Origin of the sequence: Jatrophihabitans sp. (genome assembly GCF_036389215.1) — a bacterium.
In the GTDB taxonomy this organism is placed as follows: Bacteria; Actinomycetota; Actinomycetes; order Mycobacteriales; family Jatrophihabitantaceae; genus Jatrophihabitans_A.
On the sequence record NZ_DASVQG010000321.1, the window covers coordinates 1 to 17,091 of the forward strand.

At 70.4% G+C, this 17,091-nt stretch carries 15 protein-coding genes and 1 other RNA gene; 7 read left to right on the top strand and 9 right to left on the bottom strand.

Features of this window, described 5'->3' with window-relative positions:
• Positions 1-221 precede the first annotated feature (221 nt).
• From VF542_RS18220 to panB, 3 genes are all read left to right on the top strand, one after another.
• The gene (locus VF542_RS18220; RefSeq protein WP_408653118.1) at positions 222-1,952 is read left to right on the top strand and encodes an NAD+ synthase; all 1,731 of its coding nucleotides are present in this window, start codon (positions 222-224) and stop codon (positions 1,950-1,952) included.
• Positions 1,953-2,091: 139 nt separating this feature from the next.
• Entirely contained in the window at positions 2,092-2,559 is a 468-nt protein-coding gene (locus VF542_RS18225) for a hypothetical protein (protein ID WP_408653119.1), read from the top strand.
• Between the two features lie 217 nt (positions 2,560-2,776).
• Positions 2,777-3,610, top strand: a complete 834-nt coding sequence (panB, locus tag VF542_RS18230) for a 3-methyl-2-oxobutanoate hydroxymethyltransferase (protein WP_408653120.1) — start codon at positions 2,777-2,779, stop codon at positions 3,608-3,610.
• 43 nt (positions 3,611-3,653) lie between these two features.
• Here the strand turns inward: panB and VF542_RS18235 are convergent, their stop codons facing one another.
• The 3 genes from VF542_RS18235 to rnpB form a co-directional block, all read right to left on the bottom strand.
• Positions 3,654-3,845: a hypothetical protein gene (locus VF542_RS18235; protein ID WP_408653121.1), complete on the bottom strand. Its 192-nt coding sequence runs from the start codon at positions 3,843-3,845 to the stop codon at positions 3,654-3,656.
• A 135-nt stretch (positions 3,846-3,980) separates the two neighbouring features.
• Positions 3,981-4,727, bottom strand: a complete 747-nt coding sequence (locus tag VF542_RS18240) for a methylenetetrahydrofolate reductase (protein WP_408653132.1) — start codon at positions 4,725-4,727, stop codon at positions 3,981-3,983.
• A gap of 174 nt (positions 4,728-4,901) precedes the next feature.
• An RNA gene (gene rnpB, locus VF542_RS18245) (RNase P RNA component class A) lies at positions 4,902-5,324 on the bottom strand.
• Positions 5,325-5,462: 138 nt separating this feature from the next.
• Here rnpB and VF542_RS18250 point away from each other — a divergent pair.
• Positions 5,463-6,713: an SLC13 family permease gene (locus VF542_RS18250; RefSeq protein ID WP_408653122.1), complete on the top strand. Its 1,251-nt coding sequence runs from the start codon at positions 5,463-5,465 to the stop codon at positions 6,711-6,713.
• A 16-nt stretch (positions 6,714-6,729) separates the two neighbouring features.
• On the opposite strand, the gene VF542_RS18255 is transcribed toward VF542_RS18250, so the two are convergent.
• The 3 genes from VF542_RS18255 to VF542_RS18265 all read right to left on the bottom strand — a co-directional run bounded on the left by VF542_RS18255 (position 6,730) and on the right by VF542_RS18265 (position 9,866).
• A complete protein-coding gene (locus VF542_RS18255) occupies positions 6,730-7,908 on the bottom strand; it encodes a bifunctional RNase H/acid phosphatase (protein WP_408653123.1) in 1,179 nt (392 codons plus the stop codon).
• Positions 7,905-8,645, bottom strand: a complete 741-nt coding sequence (locus tag VF542_RS18260) for a zinc ribbon domain-containing protein (RefSeq protein ID WP_408653124.1) — start codon at positions 8,643-8,645, stop codon at positions 7,905-7,907. Before VF542_RS18260 ends, VF542_RS18255 begins: the two co-directional genes overlap by 4 nt.
• A gap of 75 nt (positions 8,646-8,720) precedes the next feature.
• Positions 8,721-9,866, bottom strand: a complete 1,146-nt coding sequence (locus VF542_RS18265; protein WP_408653125.1) for a Nif3-like dinuclear metal center hexameric protein — start codon at positions 9,864-9,866, stop codon at positions 8,721-8,723.
• A 125-nt stretch (positions 9,867-9,991) separates the two neighbouring features.
• Between VF542_RS18265 and VF542_RS18270 the strand changes: the two genes are divergently transcribed.
• The gene (locus tag VF542_RS18270) at positions 9,992-10,660 is read left to right on the top strand and encodes an alpha-ketoglutarate-dependent dioxygenase AlkB (protein WP_408653126.1); all 669 of its coding nucleotides are present in this window, start codon (positions 9,992-9,994) and stop codon (positions 10,658-10,660) included.
• A 37-nt stretch (positions 10,661-10,697) separates the two neighbouring features.
• Here VF542_RS18270 and VF542_RS18275 read toward each other — a convergent pair whose 3' ends face one another.
• Positions 10,698-11,864 (bottom strand): HoxN/HupN/NixA family nickel/cobalt transporter, encoded by a 1,167-nt coding sequence (locus VF542_RS18275; RefSeq protein ID WP_408653127.1) that lies wholly within the window; start codon positions 11,862-11,864, stop codon positions 10,698-10,700.
• Between the two features lie 125 nt (positions 11,865-11,989).
• Between VF542_RS18275 and VF542_RS18280 the strand changes: the two genes are divergently transcribed.
• Positions 11,990-12,244 carry a hypothetical protein gene (locus VF542_RS18280; protein WP_408653128.1) on the top strand — a complete coding sequence of 85 codons (255 nt, stop codon included), beginning with the start codon at positions 11,990-11,992 and terminating at the stop codon, positions 12,242-12,244.
• 69 nt (positions 12,245-12,313) lie between these two features.
• Here VF542_RS18280 and VF542_RS18285 read toward each other — a convergent pair whose 3' ends face one another.
• Positions 12,314-13,837, bottom strand: coding sequence for a glycerophosphodiester phosphodiesterase (locus VF542_RS18285; protein ID WP_408653129.1), 1,524 nt, complete (start codon positions 13,835-13,837; stop codon positions 12,314-12,316).
• A 75-nt stretch (positions 13,838-13,912) separates the two neighbouring features.
• Positions 13,913-15,550 (bottom strand): ABC-F family ATP-binding cassette domain-containing protein, encoded by a 1,638-nt coding sequence (locus tag VF542_RS18290; RefSeq protein ID WP_408653130.1) that lies wholly within the window; start codon positions 15,548-15,550, stop codon positions 13,913-13,915.
• Between the two features lie 196 nt (positions 15,551-15,746).
• Between VF542_RS18290 and VF542_RS18295 the strand changes: the two genes are divergently transcribed.
• Positions 15,747-16,538, top strand: a complete 792-nt coding sequence (locus tag VF542_RS18295) for an SH3 domain-containing protein (RefSeq protein ID WP_408653131.1) — start codon at positions 15,747-15,749, stop codon at positions 16,536-16,538.
• Positions 16,539-17,091: the final 553 nt, after the last annotated feature.

Genomic DNA, 17,091 nt, shown 5'->3' on the forward strand with positions numbered 1-17,091 from the left:
ACACCACCGCCGCCGTCTTGGCCCGGTAACTCGCCAACATCGGTGTTCCTTCCGCCCCGCCGTCCACGAGCAGCACCATCAGGGTGCCCCCGCCGAACCATTGTGACCTACTTTCGAAGCGACCACGGTCACGGCTCGTGACGAAACGGTGTCGGATCAACCCCCCTCTCCAACGCTCCCACTCCGTCCCGGCGCCCGGGACGGAGTGGGAGACTGGACAGGTGAGCGCCCTGCGGATAGCCCTGGCCCAGGTCGACCTGGTGGTCGGCGACCTCGACACCAACTGCGCCATGGTGCGCGAGCGGGTCCGCGAGGCCGCTGAGGCGGGTGCCCAGTTGGTCGTCTTTCCGGAGATGACGCTGACCGGTTACCCGCCCGAGGACCTGGTGCTTCGCCAGTCCTTCCGGCAGGCCTCGTGCCTGGCCCTGACCCGGCTGGCAGCCGACCTGGCCGGCGCCGGCTACGGCGACATCGCGGTGGTGGTGGGCTACCTGGACACCGACGGCGGGCCCCGCAACGCCGCCGCCTTCGTCCAGGGTGGCGAGGTGGTGGCCCGCTACTTCAAGCACCACTTGCCCAACTATGGCGTTTTCGACGAGGCCCGCTATTTCAAGGCCGGCAGCGAGTTGGGCGTGGTGACCTTCGGCGGGATCGACATCGGCCTGACGATCTGCGAGGACGTCTGGCAGGACGGCGGCCCGTTCGCCGCCGCGGCGGCCGCCGAGGTCGGGTTGCTGGTCAACATCAACGGCTCGCCGTACGAGCGGAACAAGGACGACGTCCGGCTGACCCTGGTGCAGCGCCGGGCGATCGAGGCCGGCGCCGCCGTCGTCTACGTCAACCAGTGCGGCGGTCAGGACGAGCTGGTCTTCGACGGCGACTCCTTCGTCGTCGGCGCCGACGGCGGGCTGCTGGCCCGGGCGCCGCAGTTCGTGGAGCAGCTGTTCCTGGTGGAGCTGGACCTGCCGCCCTCGGCCGGCAACACCGTCGATCGGGCCGGTGAGCTCACCGTCGGGCGCTCCCGGGCGCCGCTGCCGCCGCGTCCGGTCGGCGCCGAGCTGTCCGAACCGCTGGGCATCGCCGACCGGCTGTCCGACGAGGCCGAGGTCTGGGGTGCGCTGGTCACCGGGACCCGGGACTACATCGTCAAGAACGGCTTTTCCTCAGTGGTGCTCGGGATGAGCGGCGGCATCGATTCGGCGGTGGTGGCCGCCATCGCCGCGGACGCGATCGGCGGCGACAACGTCCACGGCGTGGCGCTGCCGAGTGACTACTCCTCCGAGCACTCGCTGTCCGACGCGGTGGAACTGGCCGCCAACCTCGGCGCGCCCCTGCAGACGGTGCCGATCGCGCCGATGGTCAGCGCGTTCGTCGAATCCCTGAAGCTGACCGGCCTCGCCGAGGAGAACGTGCAGGCCCGGGTCCGCGGCACCAGCCTGATGGGCCTGTCCAACCAGCACGGGCACCTGGTGCTGGCCACCGGCAACAAGAGCGAGCTGTCGGTCGGCTACTCCACGATCTACGGCGACGCGGTGGGCGGCTTCGCCCCGATCAAGGACGTGCCGAAGACCCTGGTGTGGCAGCTGGCGCGCTGGCGCAATGCCGAGGCGGCCCGTCAAGGTCTGACGCCGCCGATCCCGGAGAACTCGATCAGCAAGCCGCCGTCGGCGGAGCTGCGCCCGGGTCAGCTCGACACCGACTCGCTGCCCGACTACGAGGTGCTGGACGAGCTGCTGGCCCTCTACATCGACACCGACGCCGGCTTCGAGGATCTGCTGGCGGCCGGCTTCGACGAGGAGCTGGTGACCCGGGTATCCCGGATGACCGACGCGGCCGAATGGAAGCGGCGGCAGTACCCGCCGGGACCCAAGATCAGCCTCAAGGCGTTCGGCCGGGACCGCCGGCTGCCGATCACCAACCGCTGGCGCGAGCACGGCTCTGGCCCGTCTTGATCTTGAGCTGTTGCGCTCTCCCGGCCGGGCTCATCCCCTCTCGATCACTCGCGTCAATGCCTATAAGAGGTATTTTCTCTTCTTGAAGGCCCTCCTTCATTTAACGTCTAAATCGGACGTAACGATGAAAGGGACTCTTATGAGAAGCACTCTGGCTCGCAGGGCAGTACTGGCCGCCGTGGGCGTGGGCAGTACGGTGGCCGCTCTGACGATCGCTGCTAATCCGGCTTCGGCCGTCGACGGATGGACCGAGGCGACGCTCTACAGCAGCAACGGCGGAGGCGCGCACGTCAAGGCGTACGTGAACTGGACCAGCAGCTCTCACGAGGTTAACTGGACGAACATCTACGTCAACGACTTCTGCAACAGCGCCGGCAACGGCGACGGGTTGACCGCTCGGCTTGAGTTCATGGTCCACTATGTCGGCTCGAGCAGCTGGGTCACCGTGGGATCGCGCGAAGACACCGGCGGCTGCACCTCGGCGGCCTACACCGAGTCCAGCGCTCACTGGGGCCCTACCAACGCCGCCATCAATGATGCCGGCATCCGGGCGTGCCTTGGCTCGTCCTGCTCATCTATCAGCTACCGCGACGACCCCAACGTCTGATCGCCACGCGCGCCTGCCTGTCCGGTTAGCTGGTCGAGCGGCCGGTTCGAACGGGGCCGAGCGCCACCCGGACCTGCAGGCCGGTGCCGGCAGGCGCGTGCAGGGGTGAGCCAGCTCTCGCCGAGTTCCCAACGTCAGGGTGCAGGAGCATCATAGAGGGGTCCACCCATCACCCGGGGACCGGCGAGCCGGCCTCGAGGAACCCTGAGGACCCGACATGAGCGACACGCTCTACGGCGGCACGTCGACCCGCCGCATCACCATCCGCGATCTGCAGAACGCCAAGCTGTCCGGTGACCGCTGGCCGATGCTGACCGCCTACGACTACACCACCGCGCGGATCTTCGACCAGGCCGGCGTGCCGGTGCTGCTGGTCGGTGACTCCGCCGCGAACGTGGTCTACGGCTACGACACCACCGTTCCGGTCTCCGTCGAGGAGCTGCTGCCACTGGTGCGCGCCGTGGTCCGCGGCTCCAGCCGGGCCCTGGTGGTCGCCGACCTGCCGTTCGGCAGCTACCAGGCCTCGCCGCAGCAGGCGCTGGAGACCGCGACCAGGTTTCTGAAGGACGGCGGTGCCCAGGCCGTGAAGCTGGAGGGCGGTGCCCGGATGGCGCCTCACGTCGAGCTGCTCAATTCCGTGGGCATCCCGGTGATGGCCCACATCGGCCTGACCCCGCAGTCGGTGAACACGATGTCCGGTTACCGGGTGCAGGGCCGCGGCGACGAGGCGGGCCAGCGACTGGTCGAGGACGCCCGCGCGATGCAGGACGCCGGTGCCTTCGCCGTCGTGATGGAGGTCGTGCCGGCGGACCTGGCCAAGAAGATCACCCACGACCTCAGCATCCCGACCATCGGCATCGGCGCCGGCGTCGAGTGCGATGCCCAGGTGCTGGTGTGGCAGGACATGGCGGGACTGCGGGCCGACGGCAAGCCGGCCAAGTTCGTCAAGCAGTACGCCGACGTGACCCAGGTGCTGACCGAGGCCACCCACCGCTTCGCCGCCGAGGTGCAGGCCGGCATCTATCCCGGAGCCGAGCACAGCTACCACTGACGGGCCGTTCGCGCGCGCCGGATCAGCCGCTACGGCGCCGGGCTCAGCTCTCCCAGCCAGCGTCCTCGGCGTCGTAGCGGCGGTTCCGCTCGGCGATGGTGTCCAGCGCCTTCGCAGCCTCGGCCTCGGTGTCGAACGGGCCGATCCGCTGGCGGCTGCCGCAGCCGGCGAACGGCTCGACGACGTGATGCTTCTGGCAGAACCAGTACGTTCCGCTCAAATCCTTGGTACCCATCGCTCACTTCCCGCCTCGTCGGCTCACTAGTCATATCCGGCTCGATCGACCTGATTCGTTCAACCCCCGCTCGGCCAGCAGCGCCCTGATCGGCTCGAACGCGGCCGGTCACCGACCAGCCAACACTAGGGCTCGCTAGCGTGGCCTGCCCCTGCCCAGCCGGTGTGCGATGTCGGCGTAGCGGCCGACCGGAACCAGGTGGACACCGTCGAACCGACCCGAGGCCCGGATGCGTTCGACCATGTCGACGGCGAGGTCCACACCGGCGTCCGGGTTGCGCTCCAGGTCGCTGATCAGCTGTTCCGGCACCCCGATCTCCGGTAGGTCCGCGGCGATCCGTTGCGCCATCTTGCTGCTGGCCACGACCAGCACGCCTGCCAGCAGCTTGCCGGAGTAACCGGCGGTGTCGCGCCAAGCGAACAACCGGTCGAGATCGAAGCTGACCTGGACGAGCAAGAAGTCGGCTGCCGCCTTCCATGACGGCACCGCGCTGGCGACGCGCACGGTTGCACCGACGCTGAAGGACCGTTCGCGATAGCTGTGCGCCTCCTCGATCATGCGGCGGACCGTCAGGTCGGTCGACCTGGTGCCCTCGGTCGGCTCGTCGCCCCGGACGAACAGGAAACGATCGACGCCGTAGGCCGCCGCGGTCAGCAGGTCGCGCCGGAACCCGAGGACGTTGCGGTCGCGGCTGTTGATGCAGGCGACCGCCGAGCCGCCAAGCGCGTGCACCTCCTGCGCGACGGCGATACTCGACACCGTTGCCCGGCCGAGGTGGTTGTCCGGCACCAGGAACGAGTCCGCGACCCCGGCCAGCATCGCTATCTGCCGGCGGACCCGGGTGAGGTCGGGACCGGTGGCCGGCTCGATCTCACACAGCAGCTCGAACCCGAGCCGAGCCGCACCGTGCGGCCCCGCGGCGTGCGGCCCCGCGGCGTGCGGCCCCGCGGCGTGCGAGGCGCGAGCGCCCCCTGAAGTGTCCACAGCGCTGATCGTGGCAGCACCCACCGACATTTGAACAGTCGGTGAGCGCTCGGCCGGCTGCGCGAAGGGCGGCGGACGAGTCAACCTGTAAGCCGGGTCCTGTGGACGGAGGGACGAACCCTCCGAACGGCGACCATCCATCTCGGCCTGCCGTCGCCGGCAGGCTCTAGCGGTCTACCCGCAGGCTCGGGCGAGCAGCCCTCGGACGCCTGCGCAGCGCCTCCGGCAAGCCGGAGAAGCCTCTTGACCTTGCTCCGGGTGGGGTTTACCTAGCCATCCCGGTCACCCGGGATGCTGGTGGTCTCTTACACCACCGTTTCACCCTTACCGAGCCGTTCGAGCCGTTCACGTAAGCCCGAACCGTCGGCGGTCTGTTTTCTGTGGCACTGTCCCGCGGGTCGCCCCGGGTTGCCGTTAACAACCACCCTGCTCTGTGGAGCCCGGACTTTCCTCGGCAGCCTGTTGCCAGGCTGACGCGGTCGCCCGGTCGGCTCGTCCGCCGCGCCGCCAATCCTAACGCTCCCGCAAGACGGTGCCGACGGCACGCCGGCCGTGCGCCGGCGACGAAGGCCCCGCAGATGCCCGCCGTTAGGGTGAAGTGATGACTGTTCCCGGCACCGACCGACGGCTCGGGTGAGCGGAAGCACCCTGTACCTGATGCTCGGGCTGGTGTTGACCGCGCTGTGCCTGGGCACCGCGGTCGCCCGCCCGCTCGGCCTGAGCGAAGCCGCCGTCGCCCTGCCCTGCGCGCTGCTGGCACTGCTCAGCGGGGCCACCGACCTGCCGACGGCCCGGCACAGCGTCGCCGAGCTGGCACCGACCGTGGCGTTCCTGGCCGCGATCCTTGCCTTCGGCCAGCTCTGCGCCGCCGAAGGCGTCTTCGGCTACCTCGGCAGCCTCACCGCGCGGCTGAGCCGCGGCCTGCCCAAGCGGCTGCTCTGGCTGGTGGTGGTGTTCGCCGCGGTGATCACCGCGACCCTGACCCTGGACGCCACCGTGGTGCTGGTGACCCCGGTGGTACTGGCCACCACCGTCCGGCTGGCAGTCCCGAACCGGCCGCACAGCTACGCGTGCGCGCACATCGCCAATTCCGGCTCGCTGCTGCTGCCGGTGTCGAACCTGACCAACCTGCTGGCGTTCACCGCCAGCGGCCTGAGTTTCGGCACCTTCGCCGCCGCGATGACGCTGCCCTGGCTGCTGGCGTGCGCATTGGACTGGGGATCGCTGCGGCTGGCGTTCCGGCGCGACCTGCAGGCCGCCGCCGAGCGCCGGCCGCCGCTGGCACCGGTGCCTGGCTATGCCCTGGTGGTCCTGGTGCTGGCCGTCACCGGCTTCGTGGCCACCACGGCGGTAGGCCTCGCGCCGGCCTGGGCAGCGCTGGCCGGGGTGGTCGCGCTGGCCGTCCCCCGGCTCCGGCGCCGGCAACTGAGCCCGGCCGGACTGGTGCTGGCGACCGCTCCGGGGTTCTGCGCGTTCGTGCTCAGCCTCGGGGTGCTGGTCGCCGGCGTGCTGCACAACGGAGCCGAACCGGCGCTGCGCCGGTTGACCCCGTCCGGCACCGGGCTGCTGGCCATGGTGGGACTGGCGCTGCTGGCCGCGGTGCTGGCGAACCTGGTGAACAACCTGCCGACCACGCTGGCGCTCCTGCCGCTGGTGGCCGGGTCACCGTTGGCGGTGTTGGCCGTCCTGGTCGGGGTGAACCTCGGGCCGAACGCCAGCTATCCAGGCTCGCTGGCGACGCTGCTGTGGCGGCGGAACCTGCCTGCCGCGGACCGGCCACGGGCGCTGGAATTCCATCTGCTGGGACTGCTGTCGACCCCGGTGATCGTCACCACGGTGACCGGGGTGCTGTGGCTGGTGGCCGGACCGCTCGGGTTGCGCTGAGGATCTGGCGCGTGAATCAGAGCGCATCCAGATGGGCGGTGTCGTTGAAGGTCTGCAACGACACCGGCCCGTCGCCGTAGTAGTTGATGACGCAGATCGAGGCCGGTTCCAGGAACATCCGCTGCAACGCCGAGGGCGGGGCGTCCAGGGCCAGCCGCACCAGGGTCTTGATCGGCGAGACGTGCGACACCACCGCGACGGTCTTGCCGCTGTACCGGGCCAGGATCCGGTCCCGAGCGCGCCGGACCCGCCGGGTGACGGTCTCGAACGACTCCCCGGCCGGTGGCGCCACGGACGGGTCGGCCAGCCAGCGCTGCAGCTCGGCGGGCCATTTCTGGCTGACCTCGGCGAAGGTGTAGCCATCCCAGTCGCCGAAGTCGGTCTCGATCATGCCTTCCTCGATCAGCACCGGCAGCTGCAACCGGTCGGCGAGCTGCTGGGCGGTCTGCCGCGTGCGGCGCAGCGGTGAGGAGATCAACGCGTCGACCGGGCCGAGTTCGGCGATCCGGCCGGCGACCCGCCGGGCCTGCTCGTGGCCGGCTTCGGTCAGTTCGAGGTCCGAGCGGCCGGCGAATCGCTTGGCCACGGAGTACTCGGTGACCCCGTGCCGGACCAGCAGCAGCCTGGTCGGCACGGTCTCCGGCGGCACCCACGCGCCGTTGTTGTTGGCCGGCAACTGCTCCTGCACCGGCTCCGGCCCTCCAGCGGGGTCCCGCACCGACACAACCGGCTCGCCCAGCCGGTCACCTTCTCCCGGCACCCCAGCGGCCGCGGCATCCATCGCCTCGTTGGCGAGCCGGTCGGCGTGGCTGTTCTGCGCCCGCGGGATCCAGCCGAAGCCGATCCGGCGGAAGCCGGCCGCCAGCTCCGCGGCCTGCCGGGCGAGCGGGCGCATCGACGGGTGCTTGACCTGCCAGCGGCCCGCCATCTGCTCGATGACCAGCTTGGAGTCCATCCGCACCTCGACCTCATCGGCACCGAGCTCCCGGGCCGCGGCCAGCCCCGCGATCAGGCCCTGGTACTCGGCGACATTGTTGGTGGCGACGCCGATGGCGGCCTTGCGCTCGGCCAGCGTGGCGCCGGTGTCGGCGTCGAAGACCACCGCCCCGTACCCGGCCGGGCCCGGGTTGCCCCGCGAACCACCGTCGGCCTGCACCTCTACCCGCAGGACCGCTGGGCGTTCGGTACCGGTCACAGGCCTGACTCGTGGGTGCGGACCAGGATGCGCCGGCAGTTGTCACAGCGCACCACGTTCTCGGGCTTGGCCGCCCGTACGTCGGCGAGTTCGGAGCCGGAGAGCTCCAGCCGGCACCCCTCGCAGCGACGCTGGCGCAGCATCGCCGCGCCCACCCCGCCACTGGCCTCGCGAACCTTGTCGTAGAGGGCCAGCAGGTCAGCGGGCAGGGTGCCGGCCAGCCGGTCACGCTCGGCCCGGCGCTTGCCCAGCGCGTCATCGATCTCGCCGAACACCTCGTCCCGGGCAGCCTCGGCGGCGGCTCGTTCGGCAAGGATCGCCTGCAGCTCGGACTGCAGCTGCCCGACCTGCGCCTCGGCTGTCTCGCGGTTCTCCATCAACTCCAGCAGCTCGTCCTCCAGGACGCCCTGCCGGCGGGCCAGCGAGGTGACCTCGTGCTGCAGCCCGGTGATCTCCTTGGCCGGAACCCCGGCGGCCGCCATCCGGCGCTGGTCCTTCTCAGCCCGCAGCCGGACGGTCTCCACGTCGGCTTCCAGCCGGCGCTGCTCGGCCGCGAGGTCTGCCAGCGACGTCTCGGCATCCACCAGCCGGGCCCGGACGCCGGCCGCGCGCTGCTCGCAGTCGACGATGGTGGCGAGCTCCGGCAGGTTCCGCCGCCGGTGGGCCAGTTGCGCCAGGGCGGTGTCCACGGCCTGCAGGTCCAGCAGCCGGAGCTGGACGAAGGGGTCGGCGATCACGTGGTGGGTTCGTCCTCTCTGGCGAGCGCGAGGTCGAGCACGGATCGGTGCCGGCCCGGACAGCCAGTGTGACAGTCAGCCGGCATGCACGGTCCACGGGTCGGTGACCACGGTGGAGACGCCGACCTCGACACCGCCGAACTGCCGTCGCAGCAGGTCCGCGGCCACCGGCAGCCAGGGCCATTCGGTGGCCCAGTGCGCCGCGTCGACAAGCGCCATCGGGATATCCGCCCCACCAGCGGCGCCGGTGCGTTCGGTGACCGCCTCGACGGTCGGGTGGTGCTTGAGGTCCGAGGTCAGGTAGGCATCGGCGCCCCGGGCCCGGGCCAGTTCGGTGTAGGACGCGCCCGAGCCGCCGCAGACCGCCACCGTCCGGATCAGCTGCTCCGGCCGCCCGGCTGCCCGGACTCCCCACGCGGTGCCGGGCAGCCGCGCCGCGACGTAGCCGGTGAAGTCCCGCAGCGTCATCGGCTCGGCGAGCACCCCGATCCGGCCGGTGCCGGTGGCGGCGTCCAGCCGGGGCTGCTCGGCGAGTGTGAACGCCACCTCCTCGTACGGGTGTGCCTGCCGCATGGCCGCCAGTACCGCCGACCGCCGGTGCCGCGGCAGCACCACCGACACTGCCTGCTCGGCCTTGCGGGTGAGCACGCCGATCTCACCGTCAGCCGGATCGGCGCCGGGCAGCGGCCGGTAGCTGCCGAGCCCCGACACCGTGAAGGTGCACTGGTCGTAGTTGCCGACGGCGCCGGCGCCCGCCTCGGTCAGGGCGGCGATCAGGCGGTCGCAGTCCTCGGCGGGCACGTACACGGTCAGGTGGTCCAGGGCCGGTGCCGGATCGGGCGCCAGCGGCGCGATCGCGGTGAGCTCCAGGCACCGGGCCAGCGCCTGCGACACGCCGTCGGTGGCGACGTCGGCGTTGGTGTGGGCGACGAAATGCGCGACGCCGGCCCTGATCATCCGGTGCACCAGGCCACCCTTGGGATCGGTGGCCGGCACCCCGTGCACTCCGGTGAGCAGCAGCGGATGGTGGGTGACCAGCAACTGGGCCCCGGACTCGACCGCTTCGGCAACCGTGGCCGGCACGCAGTCGACCGCCAGCAGGATCCGCTCGACCTGGGCGGCCGGGTCACCGCAGGTCAGGCCGACCGCGTCCCAGGACTCGGCGGTGGACGGTGGATACCAGCCGTCGAGGGCCTGCAGCACATCCGCGAGACTGGGCACACCGGCGAGACTGGACACGGCTGGCAACGCTACTGCCTGCACGGTGCGGGCAGGTACCGGACGTCGCAGGGCCCGCACCGGAGCGTTATCGAACAGGCATTTGATTAGCGGTGTAATCTCGGACCATGTCCGCAGCACTGCAGGCCTCACTCCTGGACCTGGCCGACGACATCGCGCTCGGCCCGCTCGGCGACACCGTGGCCAGGCACCCGCTCAGCTCCGGCGCCTGGCTCGACGTCCGGCGGGGGTGGCTCACGGGGGCTGACGCACTGTTCGACAGCCTGGTGGACTCGGTGCCGTGGCAGGCCGAGGAGCGGGAGATGTACCAGCGCATCGTGGCGGTACCCCGGCTGCTGAGCTTCTACGACGAGGCGGCGACGTTGCCGCACCCGGTGCTGGAGGAGGCGCGTGAGCAGCTGAGTGCCCACTACGCCGGCGAGCTGGGTGAGCCGTTCCGCACCGCCGGGCTGTGCCTGTACCGCGACGGCCGCGACAGCGTGGCCTGGCACGGCGACCGGATCGGGCGCAGCCGCACCGAGGACACCATGGTGGCGATCCTGTCGGTCGGCGCTCCGCGGCAACTGCTGCTGCGGCCAAGGCCGGGTAGCCCCGGTCGGCCAGGCCACGCAACCGGTACCGGCGGTAGCGCGGTGCTGCGGCACAACCTCGGCCACGGCGACCTGATCGTGATGGGCGGCAGCTGCCAGCGCACCTGGGAACACGCGGTGCCCAAGACCAGCAAGCCGGTGGGACCCCGGATCAGCATCCAGTTCCGGCCGCGCGGCGTCCGCTGACCGCGCGGGTCTCAGCGGGTGGAGTGCGCCCGGCGACTCAGCCGGTGGGGTCCACCGCGTCCGGGTGGCGCACGGCGCCGGCATAGCGCTCGTCGACCTTGGCGAGCTTGTAGTAGGCGACGGCCCCGATCCACACCAGCACGAAGACCGCCACGATCACCTGGCCCGCGGTGTTGATGTCCAGGCCCGCGATGAAGTCCCACGGCTGTCCGGTCAGATCCAGCTTCTCCGAGAGCAGGGCCAGCACCTCGATCGTGCCGATCACGAACGCCACGAAGATCGACAGTCCGGTCGTGGTGATGTTGTAGTAGATCTTGCGGATCGGGGTCACGAACGCCCAGCCGTAGGCCTTGCTCATGAACACCCCGTCGAAGGTGTCCATCAGCGACATGCCGGCCGCGAACAGCAGCGGCAGCGACAGGATCGCCAGCGGTGGCAGCGAGACGCCGCTGGCTCCGACCCCGACGGCGGCGGTGGCCGACAGGCCGAGGAAGGCCACCTCGGTGGCGGTGTCGAAGCCCAGCCCGAACAGCAGTCCGACCGGGTACATCTGCCAGGAATGGTTGATGAACTTGTTGTAGCGCCCCCGGAAGATCCGGTTCAGGAAGCCCCGGTTGGCCAGCAGCACGTCCAGCTCCTCGGGCTGGTACTCACCGACCTTGGCCTTGCGCCACATCTTCACGATGCCGATCAGCACCACGAGGTTGAGCGCGGCGATCAGGTATAGGAACGTCGCCGACACCAGGGTGCCGATGATGCCGCCGGTGCCGGCGAAACTGGCCTGGAAGCGGGTGGCGGCCTTGGCGGCGAAGGCTACCGCGATCGAGAGCGCCAGCACGATGCTGGAGTGGCCGAGGGAGAAGAAGAACCCGACCCCGAGCGGACGCTTGCCCTTCTGCAGCAGGTACCGGGTGGTGTCGTCGATGGCGCTGATGTGGTCGGCGTCGAAGGCGTGCCGCAGGCCCAGGCCGTAGGCCAGCGTGGCGGCGCCCGCGAACACCAGGTTGCCGTGACCGTCGTCGAGTGAGTGGAACTGCGGCTGGGAGTTGTAGTAGTAGAACAGCCCGAATCCGGCGACGTGCAAGGCACCGACGAAGCCGAACAGCCCCAGCAGCCGGAGCACCTCGTCGCGACTGAAGCTGATTCGCCGCGAGCCGCGCGGGCTGGCCGGTGGCTTCGGAACCGGACGGGTAGCTGTCGTCATGACCGCGCTTTCACTCGGCTCGCCGCCGCGCCGACGGGCGGGGCCGACGCTATCCGGGCTCCAGGCGTTCTTGCAAGTCAGTTGCAATAACACGGCAGGACGGCGCAGCGTGCTTAGGTCCATGCATGCTCGTTGCCGTCCTGGTCCTGCTCGCCCTCATCGGCACCGTGCTGCTCTGCCGTCGCGACACCCCGGTGTGGCCGGCCGTGCTGATCCTGCTGTGCGGGTTGTGGCTGCTGGTCGACAAGCCACTGGAGGGCCCGGTACTGATCGGGATCTCGCGCGGCCACGGCATCACCCTGAGCGATCTGCTGGCCCCAGCGGGCGTAGCGTTCGCCGCCGGCCTGCTCTACCGGCGCGGTCACCGCCCCGGCACCTAGCCGCCCACTGCCAGCCGGCCGAGTGCCGGCCGCCACTGCCAGCCGGCCGAGTGCCGGCCGGATGAGGAATCAGCCGACAGAGAACTCCCGCAGCGCCAGCGCCGCCCGCAGGTCCGAACTGGACCGGCCGATCGCGACGTAGCCGCCCCGGACGGCCGAATCGTGCACCACGACCTGGTCGCCCTCCCCGACGTCGGCGCGCCGCCAGATCAGCGACTGCGGCGAGACGTCCAGCCGCAGGGTGGCCCACTGGCCGGCCCGCACCGGCGGCGTCCGGGCCTGGCCGAGCAGTTCGTCGGAGGCAGCCGCACTGTGCCGGTAGAGCCGCAGCGTCCCGTCCGGGGACATGGTCGCGTGGTAGCCCTCGCTCAGGCTGAGCCCGTCCTCGTAGTAGCGGTCATCAAGGTGGCAGAAGGCCAGCGTCACGGTGGCCGACGGGTCGGCGGGCAGCCGGTCCCAGGCCACCGAGAACTTCAGCCGGTACTGCGAGGCCGCCGCCGGGATCGGGCACAGCTGGCCCAGGGTGAGGAACTGCCGGGCGCCCTCGGCCCCCAGGGTCAGCTCGTTGACCGAGGTCCAGGCGCCGGCCAGTGACCTGCTGTCCGGCATCTTCGGCTTCTCGCCGGAGGAGATCCGCTTGCTGGCCCAGCTGTCGGAGGTGGCGGCGGCGGTAGTGCCGGTGGTGTAGCCGTAGTCGGAGGTGACCGCGCCGCTGACCCCGAGCTTGAAGTAATGCTCGGCGTCGGCACGGCGATGGATCGGGTAGACCAGCAGCGGCACCTGGTGCGCCAGGGCCGAGGCGATCAGGGCGTCCGGGTAGTAGGTGACGTAGTCGCCGTTGTCGGCCGGCAGCACCAGGAGGTCGTTGCGGTCCAGCCGCGCCGCGGCCGTGGCGATGGTGGGCTCGTTCATGTCCGCCGGGCTGAGATAGGAGAAGACCGGCAGCCCCGCCGCCTTGGCCTGCGGGATCCGGGCGCTGGAGTAATAGGCCTTGACGATGACGCTGTCCTGCAGGCCGAGCCGGGTCACCATCGCCATCATCGACGGGTAGGCCCGGTCGTCCTTGGCCTCCAGGCAGATCACCACCTTGCCGCCGAACTCCGTGAGCACCGTCTCCAGCCGGGGAATTTCGGGCAGTGGTGGTTGCACCCAGACCGGACCGAGCTGCGGCTGGCGGATCGCGATCCGCGACAGTACCGAGGACGGCTGGTCGGCGATGAAGCCCTTGCCGGTGGTGGTGCGGTCATAGCTCAGGTCGTGCATGCAGATCAGCACGCCGTCAGAGGTCATGTTGACGCTGACCTCCAGGCACTGGGCGCCCATCTCCACCGCCGCGCGGTAGCTGGGCAGGCTGTGCTCGGGGTAGATGTCACCGGCGCCGCGGTGCGCGATGGAGAAGCGTGTCCCGCGGTTGGCGGCCCACGAGGCCACCGTCAGGGGGCCGGAGCCGGCCGCCCGGCGGGCCGGGCTGCCACCGGTCGACCGGGCGCCCTTGCCGGGCGAGTCGGCCGGGCCGGAGCACGCGGCGAGCAGGCCGAGGCCACCGAATGCGCCCAGCAGGGTCCGCCGGCTGACATGTTGGTCGAAGGTCACCCGACCAGGTTACCTAACGGCGGCTTTATATGTGGGCCCCCGTCGGACCTCGGCAGCAGTTCGACTCGGCGGCACTCAGGTGATGCTCGGCACCCCGTCGGCGAGCGCGATCCGCCGGGTTACCCGGACCGCCTCCAGCAGCCGGCGGTCGTGGCTGACCAGCAGCAGGGTGCCGGGGTAGCTGTCCAGCGCCCGCTCCAGCTGTTCTATGGCCGGCAGGTCCAGATGGTTGGTGGGCTCGTCCAGGACCAGCAGGTTCACCCCACGCCCTTGCAGCAGCGCCAGCGCCGCCCGGGTCCGCTCCCCCGGCGACAGGGTTCCGGCCGGCCGGTCGACGTGCGCGGCCCGCAGCCCGAACTTGGCCAGCAGCGTCCGGACGTCGGCGTCGGTCCAGTCCGGCAGCAGCCGGCCGAAGGCGCGGGGCAGGGTCTCGTCCTCGCCGAGCAGGCCACGGGCCTGGTCGATCTCGCCCACCACGACGCTGGCACCGAGATGCTGGCGGCCCTCGGCCAGCCGCAGCCGTCCGAGCAGGGCCGCCAGCAGCGTGCTCTTGCCGCTGCCGTTGGCGCCGGTGATGGCGATCCGGTCGCTCCAGTCGACCTGCAGGCTCACCGGCCCCAGCCGGAAGTCCCCGCGCGTCACGACCGCCTGGTCGAGCACCGCCACCACCGTGCCCGAGCGGGGCGCCGCCGCGATCTCCAGCCGGAGTTCCCATTCCTTGCGCGGCTCTTCCACGACGTCCATCCGCTCCAGCAGCCGCTCGGTCTGCCGGGCCTTCGCGGCTTGCTTCTCGGTACTCTCCTGCTGGAACTTGCGGCTGATCTTGTCCGGGTCCTTGCCGGCCTTGCGCCTGGCGTTGCGGGTGCCGGTCTCCAGCCAGTTGCGCTGCATCCGGGCTCGATCGGTGAGTTCCTGGCGCCGTTCGGCGTTCTCCTCATAGGCCTCGCGGGCGCGCCGCCGGGCGATCGCCCGCTCGTCGAGGTAGGCCTGGTAGCCGCCGGCGTAGTGCGCGATCCGCTGCTGCGCCAGGTCCAGCTCGACGATCTCGGTGGCGGTGCGGGCCAGGAACTCCCGGTCGTGGCTGACGATCACCTGCCCGGCTCGCTGCGAGGTGACGAACCGCTCCAGCAGTTCCAGGCCGGCCAGGTCCAGGTCATTGGTCGGCTCGTCCAGGGCGAAGACGTCGAAGCGGGCCAGCAGCAACGAGGCCAGCGCCGCGCGAGCGGCCTGGCCGCCGGACAGCGACGTCATCAGCGCCTGCGGGTCGGCGTCCAGGCCCAGCTGGGCCAGCACCGCCGGTATCCGGTCTTCCAGGTCCGCCCCGCCCAGGGCCAGCCAGCGTTCGAACGCCGCCGAGTACTCGGCCTCGGCACGCGGCCCGTCGCTGAGCGCGGCGGCGGTCCGCTCCATCGCCTCGGTAGCCTCGCTGACCCCGGTGCGCCGGTGCAGGAAACCCGCCAGCGTCTCACCGGGACGCCGGTCGGGCTCCTGCGCCAGGTAGCCGACGCTCGCCTCGGCCGGCATCCGGGTGACGGTGCCGGTTTCGGGCTGGGCGAAGCCCGCCAGCATCCGCAGCAGGGTGGTCTTGCCGGCTCCGTTGGGCCCGACCAGCCCGATGACGGCGCCCGGGGCGATGACCATGTCCAGCCCCCGGAACAGCCAGCGCGAGCCGTAGGCAGCACTGGCGTCGGTGACCAGGATCGTTGCGCTCACGTCGGCGACGGTAGCCGACCGGCACCACCGGTTATCCGCAGCCGGCCGTGGGTAAGGTCCTTCTCGGACGCGTTTGCCTGTGTTGCGCCCTCTGCGCGCTTCTGGTGTAGTCCTAGCGCAGCCCCTTCCGACCGACCCGGTCGGCGTCGCGCTGATCCCGCGCTCTCCCCGTTCATTCCCCTCCCGAAGGAGCTCCATGTCTGGACCCCGCTCGGCTCTGTTACGCCGGCTCGCACTGGTACTGGCCACCATCGCCCTGATGGTCACCGGCTTCGGCGGCACCATGTCGGCCGCCTGGGCTTCGGCCTCCGGCACCGTCAACACCAACGGCACGGCGCTCAACGTCCGCTCGACGCCGCACCTGAGCGGCACCGTGGTCGGCTCGCTGGCCGACGGCGCCAGCATCAGCATCGACTGCCAGACCTACGGCGACACGGTGACCGGAACCTACGGGACCACCAACATCTGGGACCACGTCCCGGCCAAGGGCGGCTACGTCAGCGACACCTACGTCTACACCGGCTCGGACACCCTCGTGGCGCCGTTGTGCGGCGGCACCCCCACCCAGAGCTGCTCCGGCGCGGGCCTGGGCAATCCGCGAACCTGCGGCGAGGCGGTCACCTGGGCCAAGAACCACGTGACGACCACGTACCACTCCGACTACGCCGGGCGCTGTGACCACGTGATGGCGCTGGCCTACGGCTGGTCCGCCAGTGGCTCCACCAGCGCCCGGTCGCACTGGCTGGCGATCCCGGGGGCGTACAAGCATGCCGGTGACAGCAACGTTCCGGCCGGTGGGCTGGCGTTCTTCTCCGGCGGCTCGAGTGGTTTCGGGCACGTGATGATCTCGATCGGCAGCGGATACTTCCTGTCCACCGACATCCACGGCAGCGGCACCTTTACCAGGACCACCATCTCCGAGATCAAGACCAAGTGGGGAGAGAGCTACTCCGGCTGGGCACAGCCCTGGTTCCAGATCAACCACTGAGCTTGCCCGCGGGGCCGGCGCCGGCGTTGCCAGAGCCGGCCCCGCGGCATGTTCGACCGGCCACGAGGCCTTAAGGATGCGATAGACACTTCGGTGTACGCGGTGCAGGAGCGCCCACGAGCACCGACAACAACGATCGCTGATTGTTCACCAGGTCTCTGCGTTCGCAAGGTGTTTCGGACGTAATATCCTTCGGATCGATGAACAACACCTGACGGTCAGAATCTCGAAGAAAAGTAACCCGCGACGAGGTGGCCGAGATCTCATAGCCGACGAAGGCGGAGCTCTGCCCCCGAATCTTTACTTCAAGCGACGGGAGCCACACAACATCGTTCATTGCCGCATATATGATCGGGGCGAGGCCGACCACCAGTAGTCCGACAAGGACAGCTTCGCCTAGTACTGCGGCACGGTGCCGACGGGCAGACTTTTTCCTCCTAAGCACAGACAGACGCTTCCTTGTCACTCGTACGATCACGTCGGAAAGCGCGTTTCCCGCGGCCAAGGCGATTGGGATGAAGGCATAGGTAGCGGGCACTGCTATAGCGCATAC

Bases quoted from the DNA above. Each gene is read 5' to 3' on its own strand.
- VF542_RS18270 (WP_408653126.1), top strand. From the start codon at position 9,992: ATGTCCGCAGCACTGCAGGCCTCACTCCTGGACCTGGCCGACGACATC.
- VF542_RS18275 (WP_408653127.1), bottom strand. From the start codon at position 11,864: ATGACGACAGCTACCCGTCCGGTTCCGAAGCCACCGGCCAGCCCGCGC.
- VF542_RS18225 (WP_408653119.1), top strand. From the start codon at position 2,092: ATGAGAAGCACTCTGGCTCGCAGGGCAGTACTGGCCGCCGTGGGCGTG.
- VF542_RS18235 (WP_408653121.1), bottom strand. From the start codon at position 3,845: ATGGGTACCAAGGATTTGAGCGGAACGTACTGGTTCTGCCAGAAGCAT.
- panB (WP_408653120.1), top strand. From the start codon at position 2,777: ATGAGCGACACGCTCTACGGCGGCACGTCGACCCGCCGCATCACCATC.
- VF542_RS18295 (WP_408653131.1), top strand. From the start codon at position 15,747: ATGTCTGGACCCCGCTCGGCTCTGTTACGCCGGCTCGCACTGGTACTG.
- VF542_RS18280 (WP_408653128.1), top strand. From the start codon at position 11,990: ATGCTCGTTGCCGTCCTGGTCCTGCTCGCCCTCATCGGCACCGTGCTG.